Raw genomic sequence first — 19,174 nt, forward strand, 5'->3', positions numbered from 1 at the left:
CCTCCTATAAAAAATTTCTTGGATTTATATAAATGTTATAATTTACTTTTTTGTTCTTTGCAAATTTGCTTCTATATAAAATGAAGCGTATATAATCTTTTATCTCTTTCGAATAAGTATTTGTGTACTTCAATATAATTTGATATCTGTAGCTTGCGTTGATCTTTTCAATCGCGCATTGCATTAGCTTTGAGACATTGCTTCTGATATCGTTCTTATTTAAATAGCTCTCGATATCGCTTCTTAAGTACTCCATCTCAGCTTGGACAATGTTTTTGTCAAGGCTAGTGCCGACGATGTATATCATATTGATGAATGGTGGATAAAGAAACTCTTGTCTTAAAGCAATTTCATTTCTGTAGAAAGCCTCGTAATTGCCCTTCATCGCATAGCCAATGGTCTCATTGTCAACAGCGTAGCTTTGTAGAAGCACTCTTCCTTTTTCATCGCGTCCAGCCCTACCAGCTACTTGAGTGATTAAATTATATGTGTCTTCGTTCGCTGAATAGCTTGGGAAATTTAGATTAGCATCGATTGATACTATTATCGCTGCATCAACATTCTTAAAGTCAAGCCCCTTACTAATCATCTGAGTGCCAATGAGTATATCGACTGCTCCCGAATTCATTTTCTTGTATAAATTGATGTAGTCATCCTCAGTTTTGATCGTGTCGCTGTCCGCTCTAAGTATCTTTGCTTCTGGAAAAGTCTTTCTTAATAGTTCCTCAACCTTCTCTATACCATAGCCGGCGAAGCTTAAGGTCTCAGCGCCGCATCTTGGACAAGTCTTTGGAATGTTTTTCACAAGACCGCAGTAGTGACACTTAAGCTTGTTTATGCCCTTATGATACGTCATGCTCACGTCGCAGTTATCACAAGTAAAGGTATATCCGCAGCTCTTACAGAATATCTCCTTGTTGTAGCCGCGTCTATTTAAAAAGACTATGCTTTGCTTCTTTGCCTTAAGATTCTCATCAATAACTTCGAAAAATCTTGATGATATCTGACTGATGTTTCCTCTTTGAATCTCGTCAATCATATTGACTAGCTCTATATCAGCTTCCTTTTGTCCCTTTGCCTTCTTGTCAAGCTCTAAGAGCTCATATATGCCATTTTTAGCATTATAGTAAGACGATATCGATGGCGTAGCGCTTGCTAAGAGTAGCGTTGCCCCCTCGCTCATGCTTCTATAATAAGCTACTTCATCTGTTTGGTACTTTGGATTCATGTCTGATATGTAGCTTTGATCGTGCTCTTCGTCCATGATTATGAGTCCTAAGTTTCTGCACGGAGCAAATATTGCTGACCTCGCACCTATGACTATGCTTGGCGAAATCGATTTTATATCATTATACTCGTCAAAGCGTTCGGATAGACTCAGCTTTGAATGAAGCACGTGAACCTTTCTTTGAAAGCGGCCAATGAAGCGCCTAATCGTTTGCGGTGTAAGACTTATTTCAGGTACTAGTACTATAGCATCTTTACCCATTTGAAGACATTTTTCAACAAGATGTAAGTAAATTTCTGTCTTGCCCGAGCCAGTCACGCCTCTTAGTAAAAACTTTTCGCCTAAGTCATGTTCGAGCGAGTGCTCCATGCGCTTGTAAACCTTTTCTTGCTCTTTATTTAGCTTAATCTTTTCATAAGAATCTACATCGTAAGCCCTCTTCCTCGACTCTTGAATAAAATCTTCTCTCACTAAACCCTTTTTTAAGAGAGTTTTGATTGGTGAAGACGATATATTAAGGCTAGTGATTATATTTTTCTCCAAAGCGCTGCCATCGTTGTCCCTTAGATAATCAAGTACAGCTCTTTGCTTTTCACTAACGCCCTCGTCGTAAGTCACAAGGCTAATGTATTTTTCGTAGTGCTCCTTTACTTTTTGCTTAATCTTATACTTTTCACTAATGATATTGTCTTTAATAAGCTTAGTAAAATCACCAGCTGTAATGATTTTGAGCAATTCATCCTTTGTATATGCCTTGCCTTTTCCAAGACCAAGCACATCGTCATTAGCATAGTAAAAAAGCTCTAGCTCCTTAATTCCTCCTGGCGGAAAAACCAGTCTAAGCGCGTCGTTATAAGTCGAGATGTATCTGTTTCTAAGCCATAGGGCGAGTTCAATCATCTTCTCGTCGATGATGGCTTTGTCATCAAGCACTTTGATTATGGACTTGATCTTTGCTTCGTCTATGTCTACTTCATCACAAGTGTTTAAAACCACAGCGATGCTAGGCTTATTCGACCTACCAAAGGGAACTAAAACTCTTGTACCAACGCTAATGGCTTCATCTGTCTTATAAGTAAAAACTCTATCTAAAACTCTCGATTTTGTATCAATAACAACTTGAGCAAACATTAATTTTTCTTTCTATCTTTAAGTAATTCAGCTAGATTATCAAGAATGATGTCTGCTAGTTCACTTTTTTTCATTAAATCAAATGATGTAGCATTTTTGTTTTTATATACAAAACTTACTTTGTTCTCATCGCTCTTAAAGCCCGAGCCCTTTAGTGTAATGTCGTTAGCGACTATCATGTCAGCCCCTTTAGAAACTAGTTTTTTCTTAGCATTTTCAATAACGTTTTCCGATTCAGCCGCAAAGCCAATAACGACTTTACCCTCTTTCTTATCCTTAAGTGACTTAATTATGTCCTCAGTCTTCTTTATCTTGATGTCATTGCTTTCGTCTACTTCTTTTTTTATCTTTTCAGGACTGTAATTCGCTGGCGTAAAATCAGCTGGTGCAGCCGCCATAATCAAGGCATCTGCGTCCACAAACTCCTTATTAACTGCCTCGTACATATCCTTTGACGATACAACATTTACTATATTGAATGAATCTTTTATATCAAGGTCATTTGGTCCTATGATTAAAGTGACATCGGCTCCTCTATTGTAAGCCTTTTTTGCAATGTGGTAGCCCATCTTGCCAGTCGAACGATTTGAGATGTATCTAACAGGGTCTATCGCTTCAACTGTGTGACCAGCTGTGACAAGTATCTTGTACTTCTTAAGGTCTTTATTAGCAAGTAAATAATCGATGCGATCAATTATTCTTTCTGGGTCTGGCATCTTGCCCTTACCAATGTCGCCGCAAGCAAGTAGACCGCAATCTGATTCAAGTATGTCTAAGCCCCTATCTTTAAGCGTTTTAATGTTCTCTTGTGTCGCATCATTTTCTAGCATAACAGTGTTCATGGCTGGCACCACAAGTTTTTTTGCCTTGCTAGCTAAAATTGCTAAAGTCACCATATTATCACAGATACCATGAGCAAGTTTAGCTATGGTATTAGCTGATGCAGGCGCTACAACAAAGATGTCTGCCCACTTAGCTATCTCTATGTGCATAGGCTTATCTTCATCAGTAAAGACATCTGTATAAACTTCATTTTTTGAAAGTATCTTAAAGGTTTCGCTGCCCACAAATTGAAGTGCGTCCCTCGTCATAAGTACTCTTACATTGTGTTTCTTTGAAAGCTTAGATACAAGATCTGCCGCTTTATAAGCTGCTATGCCACCAGTGACACATACTACAATGTTTTTCTTCATTTTATATATCGTATTCTATCTTGTCTTCAAGATATTCATCCATAGCGATGGATACAGGATTGTGTGACTCAGTGTCAACCTTTGCTTCTGCTCCATCAACTATTTGCCTAGCTCTTTTTGAAAGTATCATAACTAAGGCATATCTCGATAATGTTTCTAAATCTTCTTTATTTTTAATATAAATCATTTGTTTTCCCCCAATACTCTATCTTTTATATATTTGAATCTCTTCGCTCTATGTTGTTCCGCTTTGATTATGGCCTCGATATCTCTAACGGCATCCTCCAAGTAATCGTTTACTACAAAGAAGTCGTATTCTTCAACGAAGTTTATCTCCTTAAAGCCGTTAGCAATTCTTAGCTCTAAGCCCTTTTCGCTCTCAGTTGCTCTGCCAACCAGCCTTCTCTTTAGCTCCGACATCGATGGCGGTACTAGAAATATAAAGACTACTTCCTTCATCTTCTTTTTGATTTGAAGCGCGCCTTGAACGTCAATGTCAAGCAGTACTATCTCGCCCTCTTCTATCTTTTTAGTGATAAAATCTTTTGGCGTACCATAGTAGTGGCCGTGAACACTAGCGTATTCCAAGAACTCATCGTTTTCGACTTTCTTTAGAAACTCTTCTTCGCTTAAGAAGAAGTAGCTCTTGCCATCTACTTCGCCTGGACGAGCTTCTCTAGTTGTCGCTGAGACTGAAAAGACTATATCGTCGTTGCGCCTAAACAGTTCATCAGCGACAGTGCCTTTGCCGCAGCCCGATGGACCCGAAAGGACTATCAAAAACCCTCTTTTCATCTAATTACCTCCATTCAATCTTTCGCTAATAGTTGAAGTCGCTAGCGTTGAAAGAACTATGGACTCGTTATCCATGATGATAACGCTTCTAGTCTTCTTGCCGCAAGTTGCGTCTACGAGTCTGATTGTATCACGATTCTCCATGATGAGTCTCTTTATAGGAGCTGACTCTGGTCCTACAACAGCTATGACCCTGTTTTTATTGATTAAATTACCAAATCCTACGTTAATGTATTCCATACTTCACCTACTCTATATTTTGTATTTGCTCTCTAATCTTTTCGATAAGGTTCTTTTGTTCGACACCTATCTTAGAGATATCAATGTTTTTAGTCTTACTTAATATAGTATTTGACTCTCTGTTCATCTCTTGAATTAAGAAATCCATCTTCTTGCCAATGGCCTCATCAGAATTAAGCATGGACTTGAATTGAGATATGTGGCTGTACATCCTAACTATCTCTTCATCGATGGCATATTTGTCAACTAATAGTGCAAGTTCAAACTCAAGCCTCTTTTCATCGATTATGCTTTTATCTTCAATAAGCTCATTGTACTTCTTCATGAAGTCTTCTTTGTATTCATCAGTGTAATTGATATATATTTCTTTGATTCTATCAACATTCTCTTCAATTGCAGTGAGATTATTTAGTATGTCGCGTTTAAGATTTTCTCCTTCTCTTATTCTCATATCGTCAAAGTTATCAAGCGCCTTCTCAAGCGTTTCAAGCATTATATCTAAAAACTCATCATTTTCATAATTGTTCTTCACTACGCTTAAAACTTCTTGTTGACTGATTATGTCTTCAAGCTTAATCTCGTCATCAAGGCCAAGCTCTTCCTTGATTAAGCTAAGCGCCTTCATATACTTTCTCAAAAATACTAAATCTACTTCAACATCATTAGGGTCATCCTCTAAGAAGACAACTGTTAGGAAACAATCTATCTTTGCCCTTGATATTCTCTTTTTAATCGCAAGCCTAGTCTTGTCCTCGTACTCGATAAGCGAGCGCGGGCTTCTTAGGTTTAAATCAAAGTATCTGTTGTTCACAGACTTTAGTTCAAATTTTATCTTATACTTTTCACAAACGTATTCACTAGAACCATATGAGGTCATACTCTTTAACATAGTCTCACTCCTTATGTTTATATTATACCATTTATTTACAAAAATATATATAGAATATGACAAATTCTTCATATTTAAATAGACTATCTTTGTATATAATATAAGTAAGGAGTGATTAGATGTCATTTGACGGAATAGTAACAAGAGCCTTGACTGATGAGTTCAATAGTAATTACATTGGATCAAGGGTCGATAAGATATATCAAACTGAAAAAGATGAGATAATGATCAATATGAGGAGCAAAGATGCTTCTTTCAAGGTCTTAGTAAGCGCCTCGAGCAACAACCCGCGCTTCTATGTGAGTAAAGTCAGTAAAAAAAATCCGACTGAAGCGCCACTCTTCTCAATGATACTAAGAAAGAATCTATCTGGCTCGAAGCTTGTTAAAGTCGAGCAATTTGGCTTCGATAGAGCTGCTCAGTTCGTCTTTAAAGGCTACAACGAATTTCATGAAGAAGCTCTTTATTATCTTGTTGTCGAAATCATGGGCAAGTACTCAAACATAATTCTTTGTAATGAAGATCAAAAGATTATTGATGCAATAAAAAGAGTTTCGACTATCATGTCAAGCAAGAGAGAGATAGAACCAGGTCTTATATATGAAAGGCCGCCTGTCTTTGATAGAGTCTCGCCTATTAGCGTTGATGAAGAAGGGCTTAAAGTGATGATGATGGATAATGCAGAGCTTGAGATTAGAGACTTTCTTATGAGATCCTTCCTTGGTCTAAGTACTGAAATTGCAAACAAAATACTTTTTGATGCAGCTATTGACGAGAAGAACTTAGTAAAAAATCTTGATGATAGCGCTGCGAATAGACTTATCTCGTCATTCATATCTACATTCGACGAAGTGAGAGAAAATAACTATAGCTTCAATATTTATAAGCTAAGCGAAAGGAAAAGCGCCTACAACGCCATTCGCCTAAATCAATATGCCTCGCTTGAGAAAGAAAGTTTTGAAAGCATAAGTGAGCTACTTGATAAATATTATTATGAAAAGGACCAAAAGGACAGAATATCGCAGCGTTCACAAAACATGAGACGCACTGTAAGTGCTAATCTTAAAAGAGCGAGAAACAAATTACAAAAGCAAAAAGAAGAGATGCTTGAAAGTGCTAACAGAGAGGCATACAAGGTCTACGCTGACCTTATCTCTTCAAATATACACAAGATAAATAAGGGGCTTAAAGAGATAAAGCTTGAGAACTTCTACGACAATATGAATGAGATCACAGTGCCTCTTGATCAAAAGCTATCTGCTGTGCAAAATGCGCAAAGGTATTACAAGAGATATCAAAAGATGAAGCAAAGAGAGATAGTTTTGGAGAAGCAAATCGAAAATACTGAGGACGAGATAAATTATCTTGAGCTTGTTATGGACGCTATCGATAGGACTGACGATGTAAAGAACCTTGATGAGATATACTTTGAGCTAATTAAGAATAAATACATTAAAAAGGATAAAAAAATAAAAAATAAGCCAAAAAAAATCGCCATACATTCTATTGATTATGACGATACAAGTAAAGTGTATTATGGCAAGAACAATCTGCAAAATGAGTACATCACTTTCAAAGTCGCTGACAAAAACGATGTGTGGATGCACGTCAAGGGCTTTCCTGGCTCGCACGTTGTAATCAAGTCAGATGGCTACCCAAGTGACGAGCTCTTGCTCTTCGCAGCCGAAATTGCCGCAAAAAATTCAAAAGCCAAAGACTCTAATAAGGTTGATGTTGACTTCACTACGAGGAAGAATGTTAAAAAACATCCAAGCGGTAAGACCGGCCTCGTTAACTATGTGAACTTCAAAACCATCACTGTAGATCTTTAGCTTTATATAAATTCGTTTTGATTAGCGCCTCTTTAAAATAAGCTGGCACTTCACTTTCTATTTCTATTAAATTATTTGTAATTGGATGGATGAAACTTACTTTTCTGCAATGTAAGACTTGTCCGTCCATTTTTATTTTGCCTCTATAGCCATAAGTCTTATCGCCAAGCACTGGATGATTTAGATAAGCAAGATGCACTCTAATCTGATGCGTTCTGCCCGTTTTGATTATGACCTTTAGATAAGAGTAATCATCATTTTGTTTAAGTAAATGGATTTCGGAGATTGCCCTTTTGCCTTCATCTGAAGCACACATCTTGATCTTCTTGATCGGGTCACGCATTATGCCCTTATCAACTAGAGTTACTTCAGCATCAAAATTACCCACGGCTATGGTGATGTACTCTTTGTATATCTCTCTCGACTTGAATAGCTCCTTCATCTTTTCATGCGCTTCATTATTCTTCGCAATGATGATGAGGCCACTCGTATCTTTATCGAGCCTGTGGATGATGCCCGGCCTTGTCTCGTCAATATCGCTCAGTGAAGTAAATCTATATAGCAAGAAATTTACAAGACTTATCTCCTCATCATTTGTAGGATGAACTATAAGTCCCCTTGGCTTATCGATAACCGCTATGTCATCATCTTCATATAGGACCTTTATGTCCATATCGATTTTTTCAAAGCGTTTCGATTCTTTTTCTCTTATCTCTATGATGTCACCTGCATTTAACTTGTAAGACGCTTTTGCAGCACTACCATTGACAGATACGTATCCCTCTTCAATAAGCTTTTTATACATTGATCTTGTTTTGCTATCATCAAAGTTTGCTAAAAATACATCTAATCTTTGACCAGCATCTTCGCCATTTATATTAATTACTTTTGCTTGCATTTTTGTCTTTAATCTTTCTATAGATATAGTAGCCGATAAATATAACAATGATAACACACATGTAGCTATCAGCAAGGTTAAAGCAAGGGTACTCGTACGAACCAAACTTAAATGAAATAAAGTCAATAACGTAGCCTCTAAAGGCTCTGTCAATGAAATTACCTAAAATGCCTGCTAAGAAAAATGACAAAAATACTTTTTCATATCCCATAAGCGTATCGTACTCTGTTATGAAGATGTATAAAATTATCGCTATTGCAATGAAAGTTACGATGAAGAAGAAAATGTGTCTGCCTTGCATAATGCCGAAGGCGGCGCCTCTATTCTCAACGTAATCAAAAGAAAAAAAGTTTGGAATTATTTCGTATGCAGCTTCTCCCTCTAAGTGAAGCTTAGCAAAGTACTTTGTGACTTGATCTAAGGCCACTGCTAGTACGACTATTAAAAAATAAATCATGTAACACCTACTTTATAATTTTTATAATAAGTTTGAGTTTATCCTTTTTGCTTAGACCTAAGTAGTCACCGACTATGAATCTTCCGCGTCTGCGCATAGAGACCATGTCGCCTACTTCAAGCGTTTCGCTAATCTTGTATGTGACTTTGTAATTCACTTTAACAAGACCAGCTTCGATGGCGTTTTTTGCATCACTTCTGGATAAATTATATACATTTGCTAAAACTAGATCAAGCCTTGCTGATGCGCATGTTATAAGCTTTTCTTCATAATCTACATCTCTTGATATAGGCGTAGCTAAATCAATTACTTCAAGCTCTACACCATAGTTTTTTATCTTCTCAAGATTAAGCAAAACGTAATCCAAAATCTCATTTCTGATGTAAAAGTATATAGCTTTGTCATTTATAATGATGTCGCCGAGCTTTTCCCTCTTGATTCCAAGCGAAAGAACTGAGCCTAAAACGTCTTTGTGAGCGATCTCATAATCTTTTTTATCTATCTTAACTAGACTTACATAGTCAGATGGATTTAGCTCGTCCATATATTCAGGATAAATTAAAATAGCCTTACTTTCAGAATCTTCATTCCCAATAAGGCTAAAACTTATAGTATCATAAGTATTGATAAGCGAAGTGAGTTCTTTCACTTCAAAAGGGTTGTAGAAGTCTGTGCACTCAGTGGACTTAGTCCTTGACACTATCTCACAAAGATCTATAACCCTTCTTGCAATCTCTTTGTTCTCAGTACTTATATGATCTAAATTCTTTGACTTATTCATTAAAATGGAAACATGCCTCTGTTTTTAAGTTCGTCTTTGATACCGTCTATAGCAATGTTCTTTGGTGCTAAAACAAAGATGTCTCTTGTCACTTTTTGAATGCTTCCGTCAATAGCATAGATACCGCCATTGATAAAATCAAAAATTTGTCTCTTTACACTTGCTTCTAGTTGTTCGAAGTTTACAACAACTGCCTTGCCTAATCTTAAGTCATCGATAATAAGTGGTGCTTCGTCATAGCCAAGTGGTTCTTGTACTGTGATAATCATTGCTCCAGTCTTTCTTTGAATAGGAACAATGTTTTCCTTTTCCTTCTTCTTTGAGAAGAAAGATGATTCTCTTTGTGGTTCTTCTTCCACTACTTCATCCTCTTCTTCGTCATAGTATTCTTCATCGTATTCGTCGTCATCGCCGAAGCCTAAGAAATACTTTACTTTGTCCATAAAACCCATAATAAACCTCCTAATAATTTCTTTCGCCAAATATCTTTGAGCCGATCCTCAATATATTTGATCCTTCTTGTATTGCTATTCTATAATCATGTGTCATACCCATGGATAGATACTTTAAGTCAACATTGTCAAAATTCTTTGCCGACAGCTTTTCCTTTAGCTCGTAAAGGCCTCTGAATGTGTTTCTAACAACAGCCTCATCCTCTGTGAATGGCGCCATCGTCATAAAGCCCAAGATATGTAAGTTCTTGTACTCGTGCATCTGTTCTAGGACTTCCTCAACCTCATCCTTGTAAAAGCCGCTCTTTGACTCTTCCTTCGAGATATTTACTTGCAATAAACCATCTAGCTCCATATTATTATTTGCTAGCCTCTTGTCAAGTGCTTCGATAAGACTCAAGCTATCAAGTGAATGAATCATCTTAATCTTGCCTAGAAGCTTGTTAATCTTGTTCTTTTGAAGGCTACCTATCATATGAAAGTCGAAGTCATCCTTTAAAGCGTCATACTTTTCTTCTATCTCTTGAACTTTGTTCTCGCCAATCTCTTTTAGACCAAATTCTTTTATCTCTTTGATCCTCTCTACGTCAACAGTTTTTGTTACTGCCAAGAGCTTTACTTCATCTTTCTTTCTACCTGCAAGATCAATCTCTTTGTCAATAGACTCTAAAAGATCTATTAAATTTTCTCCTACACTCATTATAGTATGTCGCCCTCCTTTACAGTAGATGGAAATACCACAACTTCGTCATAATATTTTATGCTCTTAAACTTTAGTTTCTTATACTTCATAAGACCGTTATCGTCAGTCCTCATAACGTAGATGTTGTCACGGTCGCTGCCAACTAAGAGCACTCTTTTATATCTTATAGTATTGTCTATGTCTTTTATATATACCCCTTTTTCGCTGCCTCTATCAACTAAGGCGCTTTTTGGTAGTTTAAATGTCTTATACTCATCAAAAATGATTTCCATCTTTGAGAATCTATCTTTATAAAGCTCGGATATCCTTTCTCTGATGTTTAATAGAAATTTATAAGTATCCCCACTCTTTTCTTTCTTAAGTACTCTCGCGTAAGTCTTTGTTCCCGTTAAGTCCCACTCAATAAGGACTACGTCATTAACATTGACATCTTCAAGCTTTTTATCGTCTGAAAAAGCAAGTATATTCATAGAGAAATTATCAAGTATCTTGAAGTTATCATTGCTCTTGCCTTGGTTTAGACTGTAGCTCTTGCTATCTTCAATCAAATCCTTCTCGAATAAGGCATCAAAATTTTCATTCGTATACTTATCTTCAAGTCCATCGATAAAGTAGCTAACTATACCCGACATCGACACTTTTACAGCTGGGGCCTCACTTCTCTTGCTTTCGTTTAACTCGTCCTTCATCTCTAAAAGTTTGTCAATGGAGTAGTTTTTAATACTTTCGTAGTATTTATCCTCTTCATCTTCACTGCTGTTTAATATTTGAGAAAGATCTTCGTATCTCTTTTGATTTATGCTTATCTGTAAAGCCTTAATCTTTCTATTCATAGCCTTTTGATCAATACTCTCTTCACCAGAAGTGTCATAATCAAGATCCTTTAGCCTTTTATTTATTGCATCAATCTTTTTATCAATAAGATCGTTAGCGCTCTTTGTTACGCTTAAGTTTTCAAGGCCTCTTTTTACCTTTTCGCCTTCTTTAGCTTGTGTCGTGAAGTAAGAATGTCTTCCTGCTTGATAAACTTCTTCAGTCTTAATAAGTGCTGAGTTCATCGCAACCGAATTATAAAAAACTTCTTCAACAGGCGTCTGTGTCTTGATATCCTTTTTAAAGAAGGATGTGATTATGGTGTTAAAAGCTATGATTATAAATATAAAAGCAACTAGAGCTCCTAAAAAACTTGAGAAGCCTTTGCCGTTCTTCTTATCTATCTTCATACTTTTCCATCTCGTGCTTAAGTGGTCTACCCATAAGCTCAGCTACAACGCTGTCTAGAGGATAGTCTTCGTATAAAAGTTTATACATCATATCAACTATAGGCATCTCAACAGAGTATTTTTCTTTAAGCATATAAGTCGATTTAGTAGTCTTTATGCCTTCTACAACCATGCCAACCTTGTCAATGGCACCATCTGTCGAAAGGCCTTCGCCTATATATACACCACAAGTTTTGTTTCTTGAGTGCTTACTAGTGCAAGTAACGACCAAGTCGCCAATGCCAGCAAGTCCGTAGAAAGTAGAAGCTTTTGCGCCAAAAGCAAGTCCAAGCTTAGTTATTTCGTGTATACCTCTTGTGATAAGTGCCGCCTTAGTGTTGTCACCATAGCCTCTTCCCTCACATATACCACTTCCTAAAGCAATAATATTTTTTGTTGCTCCAGCAAGTTCAACGCCTAAAAGGTCATCATTAACGTATACTCTTAAATTATCGCTTGAAAATACATCTTGAATTAATTCTGCATCAGATACAGATTTTGAAGCGCTGACTATGGTTGTCGGTATACTAACAGCGACTTCCTCTGCATGTGATGGACCAGACAATGATACAAATCTTCCCTTTGGATTGAATTCATAGAAGACTTCGCTCATAGTCTTAAGTGTAGCTATCTCAATACCTTTACTAACATTAACAAAGATCTTATCCTCATTAATATAAGCTTCTATAGTCTTTAAGACATTTCTAAGCTCCTGACTTGGTACCGCAAGCACAACGATATCAGCGTCTTTAACCGCTTCTTCTATATCGTTAAGCAAAACTATATTCTCAGGAATTTTAACTTCCTTCAAATATTTTTTATTCATACGAGTTTCTTTTATTAAATTGTAAGAATCCTTATTTCTAATATATAGACTTAATTCTTCTTGACTCTTTGCTAGATGTATAGCTAGTGCTGAACCAAAGCTACCTCCACCTATAATTGAAATTTTCAAAACTCTGCCTCACTTTTTAAATATATAAAATTTATTTTCTTCTCCTTTTGCTAGTCTATGAATGTTCTTAGCATGCCTTATTATGCCAAGAACGGCAATAGCAAAACTAAGAATTACAGCTAAATTTATCTCTTTAAACTTAAGCCATGTGCATACAAAGAAACCTATGAACATAAGTAAAGACGCTAATGAAACGTATTTTGTGATCAAAACTATAATAAACATTAAAACTACAATCGCTGCTCCAAGCTTATAGTCTATGGCAATTATTCCGCCTACAGTTGTTGAAACGCCTTTGCCTGCGTTAAAATTTAAGTAGAAGGGAAAATCATGGCCAAGAACTGCGCCTAGTAAAGCGATGTACTGAGCATAAGCTACTTCAAAGTATCTAGCAATATACACAGCTAAAACGCCTTTAAATACGTCTAAGGGCAGCGTGATTATACCAAGTTTTGCTCCCAATACTCTAAACGCGTTAGTAGCGCCAGCATTGTTGCTTCCGTAGTCCCTAATGTCCTTCATCCTAAATATTTTACCTAAGATGTAAGAGTTTGAGACCGAGCCAATCAAGTAAGAAAGAAGAAATAATATTACGACCTTCATTACTCGCTCCTGTTCTTATAGTTTATGATTATGGATGTTCCCTCAAAAGGATAAACATTTCTTATTTGGTTTTCCAAAAATCTTGTATATGAAAAATGTGTTAGCTCCTTATCATTAACAAAGATGGTAAACTCTGGTGGCCTAGTGCCTGACTGTGTTGCGTAAAGTATCTTAAGCCTCTTACCCTTGTCAGATGGCGGCTGATTGATTAGTGTCGCGTTTGCGATTATGTCATTTAATAAACCAGTTGAAAGCCTATGGCTATATGATTCATTTATTTCCATAATCTTGTCAATAAGCTCATCTACCCTCTTACCAGTTAGTGCCGAAATGAATAGTATTGGCGCATATGATAAGAACGGCAGATTATTTCTAAGGCTATCAGTAAATGTCTTCATAGTCTTCGAATCTTTTTCTACTATATCCCATTTGTTTACGCAGATGATTATGGCCTTGCCTTGATTGTGAGCGTAGCCAACTACTTTTGAGTCCTGCTCAGTAAAGCCTTCAATCGCGTCTATCAAAAATACACAGACATCAGCTCTATCAACACTTGAAAGCGTTCTAACTTGTGAGTACGCTTCGACAGATGAGTCAACTCTAGATTTCTTTCTCAACCCAGCTGTGTCGATGAACATAAACTCTTGTCCTTTTATATTAATATATGAGTCAATCGCATCTCTTGTAGTTCCAGCGATATCAGTTACTATAACTCTTTCTTCGCCTAAGATTCTATTTGTTAAAGATGATTTACCAACATTTGGCTTTCCGATAAAAGCGACCTTTAATAAATTTTCCTTCTCTTCAAAGTCTCTGTCTTCAGGGAAGTTCTTTACAATCTCATCAAGAAGATCTCCTATACCGAGGCCTTGTTCAGCAGATATTGATATCGGTTCGCCTAAAGCAAGTTCATAAACACTATAAAACTCATCTTTTATCTTACCCTCAGTCTTGTTTGCGACTAAAATAACCTTTTTATTTGATTTTCTTAATATATTTGCAATTTCATGGTCAAGTGCAGTGGCAGGATTCTTGCCATCAACTACAAAGAGTATTACATCAGAAGCTTCGATAGCGATGTTCGCTTGCTTACGAATGTTTGACATGATCTTGTCATCATCGAAAGGATCAAGTCCACCAGTGTCGATGATGTCAAAAACGTGTTGTTGCCAGCTTGCTTCAGCGTATATCCTGTCTCTTGTTACACCAGGTGTGTCTTCAGTGATAGATATTCTTCTACCAACAATCTTATTAAATAAAGTTGATTTACCAACGTTTGGTTTGCCTACTATACTAACTACAGCTCTATTCATATTAGACACCTCCTTATCTTAATTATTATAACATAACGGGACGCAGTTTTCAACACTTTAATATCTATTAAAAGATATATTTTCTCATTAATATAAGGAGACTTATACAATTTATATTAATATCGATTTAGCCATATCGTTTTAAGCGTGAAACGATTTTTCTCTTTTATAATTGACGCCGCTATCAATATGGTGCTTAAGCCATTATCGCGCATAAAAAAGAAGCGAAAGATATCTTTCGCTTCTAATATAATCTTTATTCGTTTTTTTAGAATATGCCTTCGTACATTGGGAATCTCTTGCAGATGTCTGATACTCTTTGTCTGATTTGTTTTCTGTTGATTGATGTATCAAATGTATCTCTGAAGATTTCAGCAACTTCTCTCATTTCGTCTTCTTTGAATCCTCTAGTTGTTAAAGCTGGAGTACCAATTCTGATACCGCTTGTAACGAATGGAGATTCAGTTTCGTTAGGAATTGTGTTTTTGTTAACTGCAATACCGATTTCACCAAGCATTGCTTCAGCTTCTTTACCAGTGAAGCCTTTCTTCTTAACATCGATTAAGATTAGGTGGTTATCTGTACCGCCTGAAATTAATCTAAATCCGTATTTATCAAGTTCCTTAGCAAGTACTTGAGCGTTGTCACAGATTTGCTTGCAATAATCTTTAAATTCTGGTTTAAGTGCTTCACCAAATGCAACTGCTTTTGCTGCTATAACATGCATTAGTGGTCCACCTTGTGTTCCTGGGAAGATTGCCTTGTCAAGTTTCTTTGCATTTTCTTCTCTACAAAGTATAGCTCCACCTCTTGGTCCTCTTAGTGTCTTATGAGTTGTTGTTGTAACAAAGTCTGCATAAGGTACTGGAGATGGATGGAAGCCTGTAGCTACTAGACCAGCAATGTGTGCCATGTCTACCATTAGCATAGCGCCTACTTCGTCAGCGATTTCTCTGAATTTCTTGAAATCGATGATTCTTGGATAAGCACTAGCACCAGCTACTATTAGCTTTGGTTTTTCTTTTAGAGCAATTTCTCTAACTGTATCATAGTTAATAACTTCTGTTTCTGGGTCAACGCCATAAGCTGCGAAGTCGAAATATGTTCCTGAGATATTAACTGGTGAACCGTGTGTTAAGTGACCACCTTCGTTAAGGTTCATACCTAATACTTTGTCGCCAGGTTTTAGTATAGAGAAGTAAACACCGATATTGGCATTAGCTCCTGAGTGTGGTTGAACGTTTGCGTGTTCAGCGCCAAATAACTTACATAGTCTATCTCTAGCAATGTTTTCAGCGATGTCAACTACTTCGCATCCGCCGTAGTATCTCTTTCCTGGATATCCTTCAGCGTATTTGTTAGTTAATTCACTTCCCATTGCTTCCATAACAGCTCTTGAAACGTAGTTTTCAGATGCTATCATTTCAAAGTGATCTTGTTGTCTGTCATGTTCCTTTTCGATGACATCATAAATCTCTTTGTCTGTCTTTTTTAGATTGTCAAAATCCATGTTAATTTCCTCCCTTTAATTAAATTAATTTAACTTACTTATGATTAATAAATCATTGTCCTCGTTAGAATATCTTTTATCATACGACTTAACTATGACTAGAGAAATTAATAGTAGGACTACACCTATTATTATACTATAAAAATCAGGAACTTTAAAGCTTAATTTATTAAAAATATAGTTTGAAGCAAAAATTCCTATCAAAAATGCTAGTAGCGGTACTAAATAAACCATCATTACCCCTCTTAACATCTTTCTTGAATCGACTTTTATAGATACTAAATCGCCTACATTGTAATTTGCTCTTGGCTTTGCTTTAATTATGTGCTCTTTTGCTTCGCATCCAGCAGCACACGATTCGCACGAGCCGCAAGCTGAGTCTCTCTTCATAGAGATTAGCATTTCGCCAGCCTCTATCTTAATAATTCTACCTATACTTTCATTTACTTCCATCTAATAGGTCATTAACAAGCTTAGACGCAATTAATAAGCCGCCTGTAGCTGTTACAAAGGATATCGACCCTGTCACCACCTTATCATCATCCTTTAATTTTTTCTCTATGGGTAGTTCTTTTGAATAAACTACATTTATCTTCTTTTGTACTCTTTTATCTATCTTTTGCCTTAATTTTCTTGCTAATGGGCAGACGCTCGTCTTATCAAGTGTTGATATCTCAATCTTAGTTGGATCAAGCTTGTTACCGCAACCCATTGCGCTGATAATCTTTATGTCTTTTTCTATACATGTCTCAATAAGCTCAATTTTATTTTTCAGCATGTCAATGGCGTCAACTACATAATCGTAGTCTCTATCGAATATCTCATCATTTATCTCTTTCGAATAAATCTTGTCTATGCACCTTATATCGAGTTCATCATTGATCTTAAGGAGTCTTTCCCTCATGACATCGACTTTTTTCTTGCCAATGGTATCTTCAAGGGCTAATATCTGCCTATTGATATTCGATTCACTTACTGTATCGTAATCAACTATAGTTATATGCTCTATACCAAAGCGAACTAAGGATTCTAAAGTAAAAGAGCCGACGCCGCCTATTCCTACTATTAAGACATTTACATCTTTAAAACTATTGTAAACTTCGTCTCCTAATACAACTCTCGTCCTAATCGTTCTTTTGGGCTTCATTTATATCAACCTTTATTGATACTTCATGTAATTGCTTGTCATCAACTTCACTTGGTGCACCTGTTAATAGGTCTGTTGCTGATTGCGTCTTAGGGAAAGCGATAACGTCTTTGATATTGTCATGCTTTGTAAGTAATTGAACGAATCTATCCACACCATAAGCAATACCTCCATGAGGTGGAGCGCCGTACTTGAAGGCCTCGATGAAGAAACCAAATTGTTCTTCAGCTCTTTCTTTAGTAAAACCAAGTGCCTTGAACATCTTTTCTTGTAGATCGGAGTTATTAATTCTTATACTACCTCCGCCAATTTCTTCGCCATTAATAACGATGTCATATGCTTTTGCCTTAACAGTATCTTTTCTTTCTTCGATATATGGTATGTCCTCAATCTTAGGATGTGTGAATGGATGGTGCATAGCCATGTATCTACCTTCTTCTTCGCTGTATTCAAATAATGGGAAGTCTGTGATCCAAAGTAGTTCAAACTTATCTGGATCATTTAAATTTAATTCTTTTGCTATTTCATTTCTTAAGTTACCAAGTGTCTTCTTAACAATGGATTTTTTATCTGCAACAAATAAAATTAGGTCGTTGTTCTTTATATCCAGCTCTTTTATAAGAGCTTCTTTTTCTTCATCAGTAAAGAATTTTGCTATAGGACCAGTAAATTCATTATCTACATACTTAACCCAAGCAAGTCCCTTTGCTCCGAATGTCTTTGCAAAGTCTTCTAGCTTAGTAATATCTTTTCTAGTGAATTTATCTTGGTAGCCATCAACATTGATTGCGTTAACCATATTGCCAGCGTCAACAGTATCTTTAAACACCTTAAAGCCGCTGTTTTTGAATATGCTGCTCACATCATGAATCAAGAAGCCAAATCTTAAGTCCGGTTTATCAACGCCATACTTATCCATCGCTTCATCAAATGGCATTCTTCTTAGAGGAAGCTTGATATCTATATCCAAAATTTCTTTAAATATATGTGCTATAAGCTTTTCATTGATTGACATAACATCGTCTTCATCAACGAAGCTCATTTCGATATCGACTTGAGTAAATTCTGGTTGTCTGTTGGCTCTAAGGTCTTCGTCTCTGAAGCACTTAGTGATTTGGTAGTATCTATCCATGCCTGAAACCATTAGTAATTGCTTAAATAATTGCGGAGATTGTGGCAAGGCAAAGAACTTTCCAGGGTTAACTCTACTTGGAACGATATAGTCTCTAGCTCCTTCTGGAGTTGATTTGCCAAGTATAGGTGTTTCTATTTCTATAAATCTGTTGTCATTTAAAAAGTCTCTGAAAGCTTTATAAATTTTTGCTCTTGTCATAAGAGTTTTTTGCATGAATGGCTTTCTTAGGTCTAAGAATCTGTATTTTAGTCTCATTTGCTCACCTACATTGTCATCGTCTTTTACGTAAATAGGTGGAGTTTGAGCTGTATCAAGTATCTTAAGCTCTTCAGCTAAAATTTCAATATCACCAGTTGGGATATGAGGATTCTTTTGAGATCTCTCTCTAACCTTACCTCTAACGGCTATAACGTATTCGCCCTTAAGTCCCTGGGCCTTTTCGAAGACATCCTTAGTGATGGTCTCATCAAAAACGACTTGAGATATGCCACTAATGTCTCTTATGTCAACAAAGATAAGTTGTCCTAAGTTTCTTTGAGTTTGCACCCAACCCATTAGTACAACTTCCCTTTCTATGTCTTTCATCCTTAGTTCCCCGCAGTATTCACTCCTGCGTAAGTTTCCCATTGTTTCCATAAATATCCTCCCAA

20 protein-coding genes are annotated in these 19,174 nt (G+C 36.5%); 1 reads left to right on the forward strand and 19 read right to left on the reverse strand.

The window, feature by feature from the left end; genetic code table 11:
- Positions 1-4: 4 nt before the first annotated feature.
- From priA to BN3004_RS07530, 6 genes are read right to left on the reverse strand one after another with little or no spacing between them, the layout of a single operon-like run.
- Positions 5-2,359 (reverse strand): replication restart helicase PriA, encoded by a 2,355-nt coding sequence (gene priA, locus BN3004_RS07505; protein ID WP_058260561.1) that lies wholly within the window; start codon positions 2,357-2,359, stop codon positions 5-7.
- Entirely contained in the window at positions 2,359-3,552 is a 1,194-nt protein-coding gene (gene coaBC / locus BN3004_RS07510; RefSeq protein WP_058260562.1) for a bifunctional phosphopantothenoylcysteine decarboxylase/phosphopantothenate--cysteine ligase CoaBC, read from the reverse strand. The genes priA and coaBC overlap by 1 nt, the downstream gene beginning before the upstream one ends.
- 1 nt (position 3,553) lies before the next feature.
- Positions 3,554-3,739 carry a DNA-directed RNA polymerase subunit omega gene (gene rpoZ / locus BN3004_RS07515; protein ID WP_058260563.1) on the reverse strand — a complete coding sequence of 62 codons (186 nt, stop codon included), beginning with the start codon at positions 3,737-3,739 and terminating at the stop codon, positions 3,554-3,556.
- Positions 3,736-4,347, reverse strand: a complete 612-nt coding sequence (gene gmk / locus BN3004_RS07520; RefSeq protein WP_058260564.1) for a guanylate kinase — start codon at positions 4,345-4,347, stop codon at positions 3,736-3,738. The genes rpoZ and gmk overlap by 4 nt, the downstream gene beginning before the upstream one ends.
- Positions 4,348-4,587, reverse strand: coding sequence for an extracellular matrix/biofilm biosynthesis regulator RemA family protein (locus tag BN3004_RS07525; RefSeq protein WP_058260565.1), 240 nt, complete (start codon positions 4,585-4,587; stop codon positions 4,348-4,350). It lies immediately after the preceding gene.
- A 7-nt stretch (positions 4,588-4,594) separates the two neighbouring features.
- On the reverse strand, positions 4,595-5,476 hold the full coding sequence (locus BN3004_RS07530; RefSeq protein ID WP_058260566.1) for a YicC/YloC family endoribonuclease: 882 nt from the start codon (positions 5,474-5,476) through the stop codon (positions 4,595-4,597).
- A 119-nt stretch (positions 5,477-5,595) separates the two neighbouring features.
- On the opposite strand from BN3004_RS07530, the gene BN3004_RS07535 reads away from it, so the two are divergent.
- Positions 5,596-7,308, forward strand: a complete 1,713-nt coding sequence (locus tag BN3004_RS07535) for an Rqc2 family fibronectin-binding protein (RefSeq protein WP_058260567.1) — start codon at positions 5,596-5,598, stop codon at positions 7,306-7,308.
- On the opposite strand, the gene BN3004_RS07540 is transcribed toward BN3004_RS07535, so the two are convergent.
- From BN3004_RS07540 to aspS, 13 genes are all read right to left on the reverse strand, one after another.
- On the reverse strand, positions 7,292-8,206 hold the full coding sequence (locus tag BN3004_RS07540) for an RluA family pseudouridine synthase (RefSeq protein ID WP_058260568.1): 915 nt from the start codon (positions 8,204-8,206) through the stop codon (positions 7,292-7,294). The genes BN3004_RS07535 and BN3004_RS07540 overlap by 17 nt on opposite strands.
- Complete coding sequence (gene lspA, locus BN3004_RS07545) at positions 8,187-8,663, reverse strand: signal peptidase II (RefSeq protein WP_082244139.1); 477 nt, start codon at positions 8,661-8,663, stop codon at positions 8,187-8,189. Before lspA ends, BN3004_RS07540 begins: the two co-directional genes overlap by 20 nt.
- A gap of 7 nt (positions 8,664-8,670) precedes the next feature.
- Complete coding sequence (locus BN3004_RS07550) at positions 8,671-9,444, reverse strand: YlmH family RNA-binding protein (protein WP_058260569.1); 774 nt, start codon at positions 9,442-9,444, stop codon at positions 8,671-8,673.
- Positions 9,444-9,896 (reverse strand): cell division protein SepF, encoded by a 453-nt coding sequence (locus tag BN3004_RS07555; RefSeq protein WP_058260570.1) that lies wholly within the window; start codon positions 9,894-9,896, stop codon positions 9,444-9,446. The genes BN3004_RS07550 and BN3004_RS07555 overlap by 1 nt, the downstream gene beginning before the upstream one ends.
- A 10-nt stretch (positions 9,897-9,906) precedes the next feature.
- Positions 9,907-10,596, reverse strand: coding sequence for a YggS family pyridoxal phosphate-dependent enzyme (locus BN3004_RS07560; RefSeq protein WP_082244140.1), 690 nt, complete (start codon positions 10,594-10,596; stop codon positions 9,907-9,909).
- Positions 10,596-11,822 carry a biotin/lipoyl attachment domain-containing protein gene (locus BN3004_RS07565; protein ID WP_058260572.1) on the reverse strand — a complete coding sequence of 409 codons (1,227 nt, stop codon included), beginning with the start codon at positions 11,820-11,822 and terminating at the stop codon, positions 10,596-10,598. Before BN3004_RS07565 ends, BN3004_RS07560 begins: the two co-directional genes overlap by 1 nt.
- Complete coding sequence (locus tag BN3004_RS07570; RefSeq protein WP_058260573.1) at positions 11,809-12,816, reverse strand: NAD(P)H-dependent glycerol-3-phosphate dehydrogenase; 1,008 nt, start codon at positions 12,814-12,816, stop codon at positions 11,809-11,811. Before BN3004_RS07570 ends, BN3004_RS07565 begins: the two co-directional genes overlap by 14 nt.
- A 9-nt stretch (positions 12,817-12,825) precedes the next feature.
- Entirely contained in the window at positions 12,826-13,419 is a 594-nt protein-coding gene (plsY, locus tag BN3004_RS07575) for a glycerol-3-phosphate 1-O-acyltransferase PlsY (RefSeq protein ID WP_058260574.1), read from the reverse strand.
- The gene (gene der / locus BN3004_RS07580) at positions 13,419-14,732 is read right to left on the reverse strand and encodes a ribosome biogenesis GTPase Der (RefSeq protein ID WP_058260575.1); all 1,314 of its coding nucleotides are present in this window, start codon (positions 14,730-14,732) and stop codon (positions 13,419-13,421) included. Before der ends, plsY begins: the two co-directional genes overlap by 1 nt.
- Before the next feature lie 268 nt (positions 14,733-15,000).
- The gene (gene glyA / locus BN3004_RS07585; protein ID WP_058260576.1) at positions 15,001-16,242 is read right to left on the reverse strand and encodes a serine hydroxymethyltransferase; all 1,242 of its coding nucleotides are present in this window, start codon (positions 16,240-16,242) and stop codon (positions 15,001-15,003) included.
- A gap of 24 nt (positions 16,243-16,266) precedes the next feature.
- Positions 16,267-16,695, reverse strand: a complete 429-nt coding sequence (locus BN3004_RS07590) for a SoxR reducing system RseC family protein (protein WP_058260577.1) — start codon at positions 16,693-16,695, stop codon at positions 16,267-16,269.
- Positions 16,682-17,389, reverse strand: a complete 708-nt coding sequence (locus tag BN3004_RS07595) for a tRNA threonylcarbamoyladenosine dehydratase (protein WP_058260578.1) — start codon at positions 17,387-17,389, stop codon at positions 16,682-16,684. The genes BN3004_RS07590 and BN3004_RS07595 overlap by 14 nt, the downstream gene beginning before the upstream one ends.
- Positions 17,367-19,160, reverse strand: a complete 1,794-nt coding sequence (aspS, locus tag BN3004_RS07600; protein ID WP_058260579.1) for an aspartate--tRNA ligase — start codon at positions 19,158-19,160, stop codon at positions 17,367-17,369. Before aspS ends, BN3004_RS07595 begins: the two co-directional genes overlap by 23 nt.
- Positions 19,161-19,174 lie beyond the last annotated feature (14 nt).

This window comes from Fenollaria timonensis (genome assembly GCF_001457835.1).
Lineage (GTDB): Bacteria > Bacillota > Clostridia > Tissierellales > Peptoniphilaceae > Fenollaria > Fenollaria timonensis.

Bases quoted from the DNA above. Each gene is read 5' to 3' on its own strand.
- priA (WP_058260561.1), bottom strand. From the start codon at position 2,359: ATGTTTGCTCAAGTTGTTATTGATACAAAATCGAGAGTTTTAGATAGA.
- coaBC (WP_058260562.1), bottom strand. From the start codon at position 3,552: ATGAAGAAAAACATTGTAGTATGTGTCACTGGTGGCATAGCAGCTTAT.
- rpoZ (WP_058260563.1), bottom strand. From the start codon at position 3,739: ATGATTTATATTAAAAATAAAGAAGATTTAGAAACATTATCGAGATAT.
- gmk (WP_058260564.1), bottom strand. From the start codon at position 4,347: ATGAAAAGAGGGTTTTTGATAGTCCTTTCGGGTCCATCGGGCTGCGGC.
- BN3004_RS07525 (WP_058260565.1), bottom strand. From the start codon at position 4,587: ATGGAATACATTAACGTAGGATTTGGTAATTTAATCAATAAAAACAGG.
- BN3004_RS07530 (WP_058260566.1), bottom strand. From the start codon at position 5,476: ATGTTAAAGAGTATGACCTCATATGGTTCTAGTGAATACGTTTGTGAA.
- BN3004_RS07535 (WP_058260567.1), top strand. From the start codon at position 5,596: ATGTCATTTGACGGAATAGTAACAAGAGCCTTGACTGATGAGTTCAAT.
- BN3004_RS07540 (WP_058260568.1), bottom strand. From the start codon at position 8,206: ATGCAAGCAAAAGTAATTAATATAAATGGCGAAGATGCTGGTCAAAGA.
- lspA (WP_082244139.1), bottom strand. From the start codon at position 8,663: ATGATTTATTTTTTAATAGTCGTACTAGCAGTGGCCTTAGATCAAGTC.
- BN3004_RS07550 (WP_058260569.1), bottom strand. From the start codon at position 9,444: ATGAATAAGTCAAAGAATTTAGATCATATAAGTACTGAGAACAAAGAG.
- BN3004_RS07555 (WP_058260570.1), bottom strand. From the start codon at position 9,896: ATGGGTTTTATGGACAAAGTAAAGTATTTCTTAGGCTTCGGCGATGAC.
- BN3004_RS07560 (WP_082244140.1), bottom strand. From the start codon at position 10,596: ATGAGTGTAGGAGAAAATTTAATAGATCTTTTAGAGTCTATTGACAAA.
- BN3004_RS07565 (WP_058260572.1), bottom strand. From the start codon at position 11,822: ATGAAGATAGATAAGAAGAACGGCAAAGGCTTCTCAAGTTTTTTAGGA.
- plsY (WP_058260574.1), bottom strand. From the start codon at position 13,419: ATGAAGGTCGTAATATTATTTCTTCTTTCTTACTTGATTGGCTCGGTC.
- der (WP_058260575.1), bottom strand. From the start codon at position 14,732: ATGAATAGAGCTGTAGTTAGTATAGTAGGCAAACCAAACGTTGGTAAA.
- glyA (WP_058260576.1), bottom strand. From the start codon at position 16,242: ATGGATTTTGACAATCTAAAAAAGACAGACAAAGAGATTTATGATGTC.
- BN3004_RS07590 (WP_058260577.1), bottom strand. From the start codon at position 16,695: ATGGAAGTAAATGAAAGTATAGGTAGAATTATTAAGATAGAGGCTGGC.
- BN3004_RS07595 (WP_058260578.1), bottom strand. From the start codon at position 17,389: ATGAAGCCCAAAAGAACGATTAGGACGAGAGTTGTATTAGGAGACGAA.
- aspS (WP_058260579.1), bottom strand. From the start codon at position 19,160: ATGGAAACAATGGGAAACTTACGCAGGAGTGAATACTGCGGGGAACTA.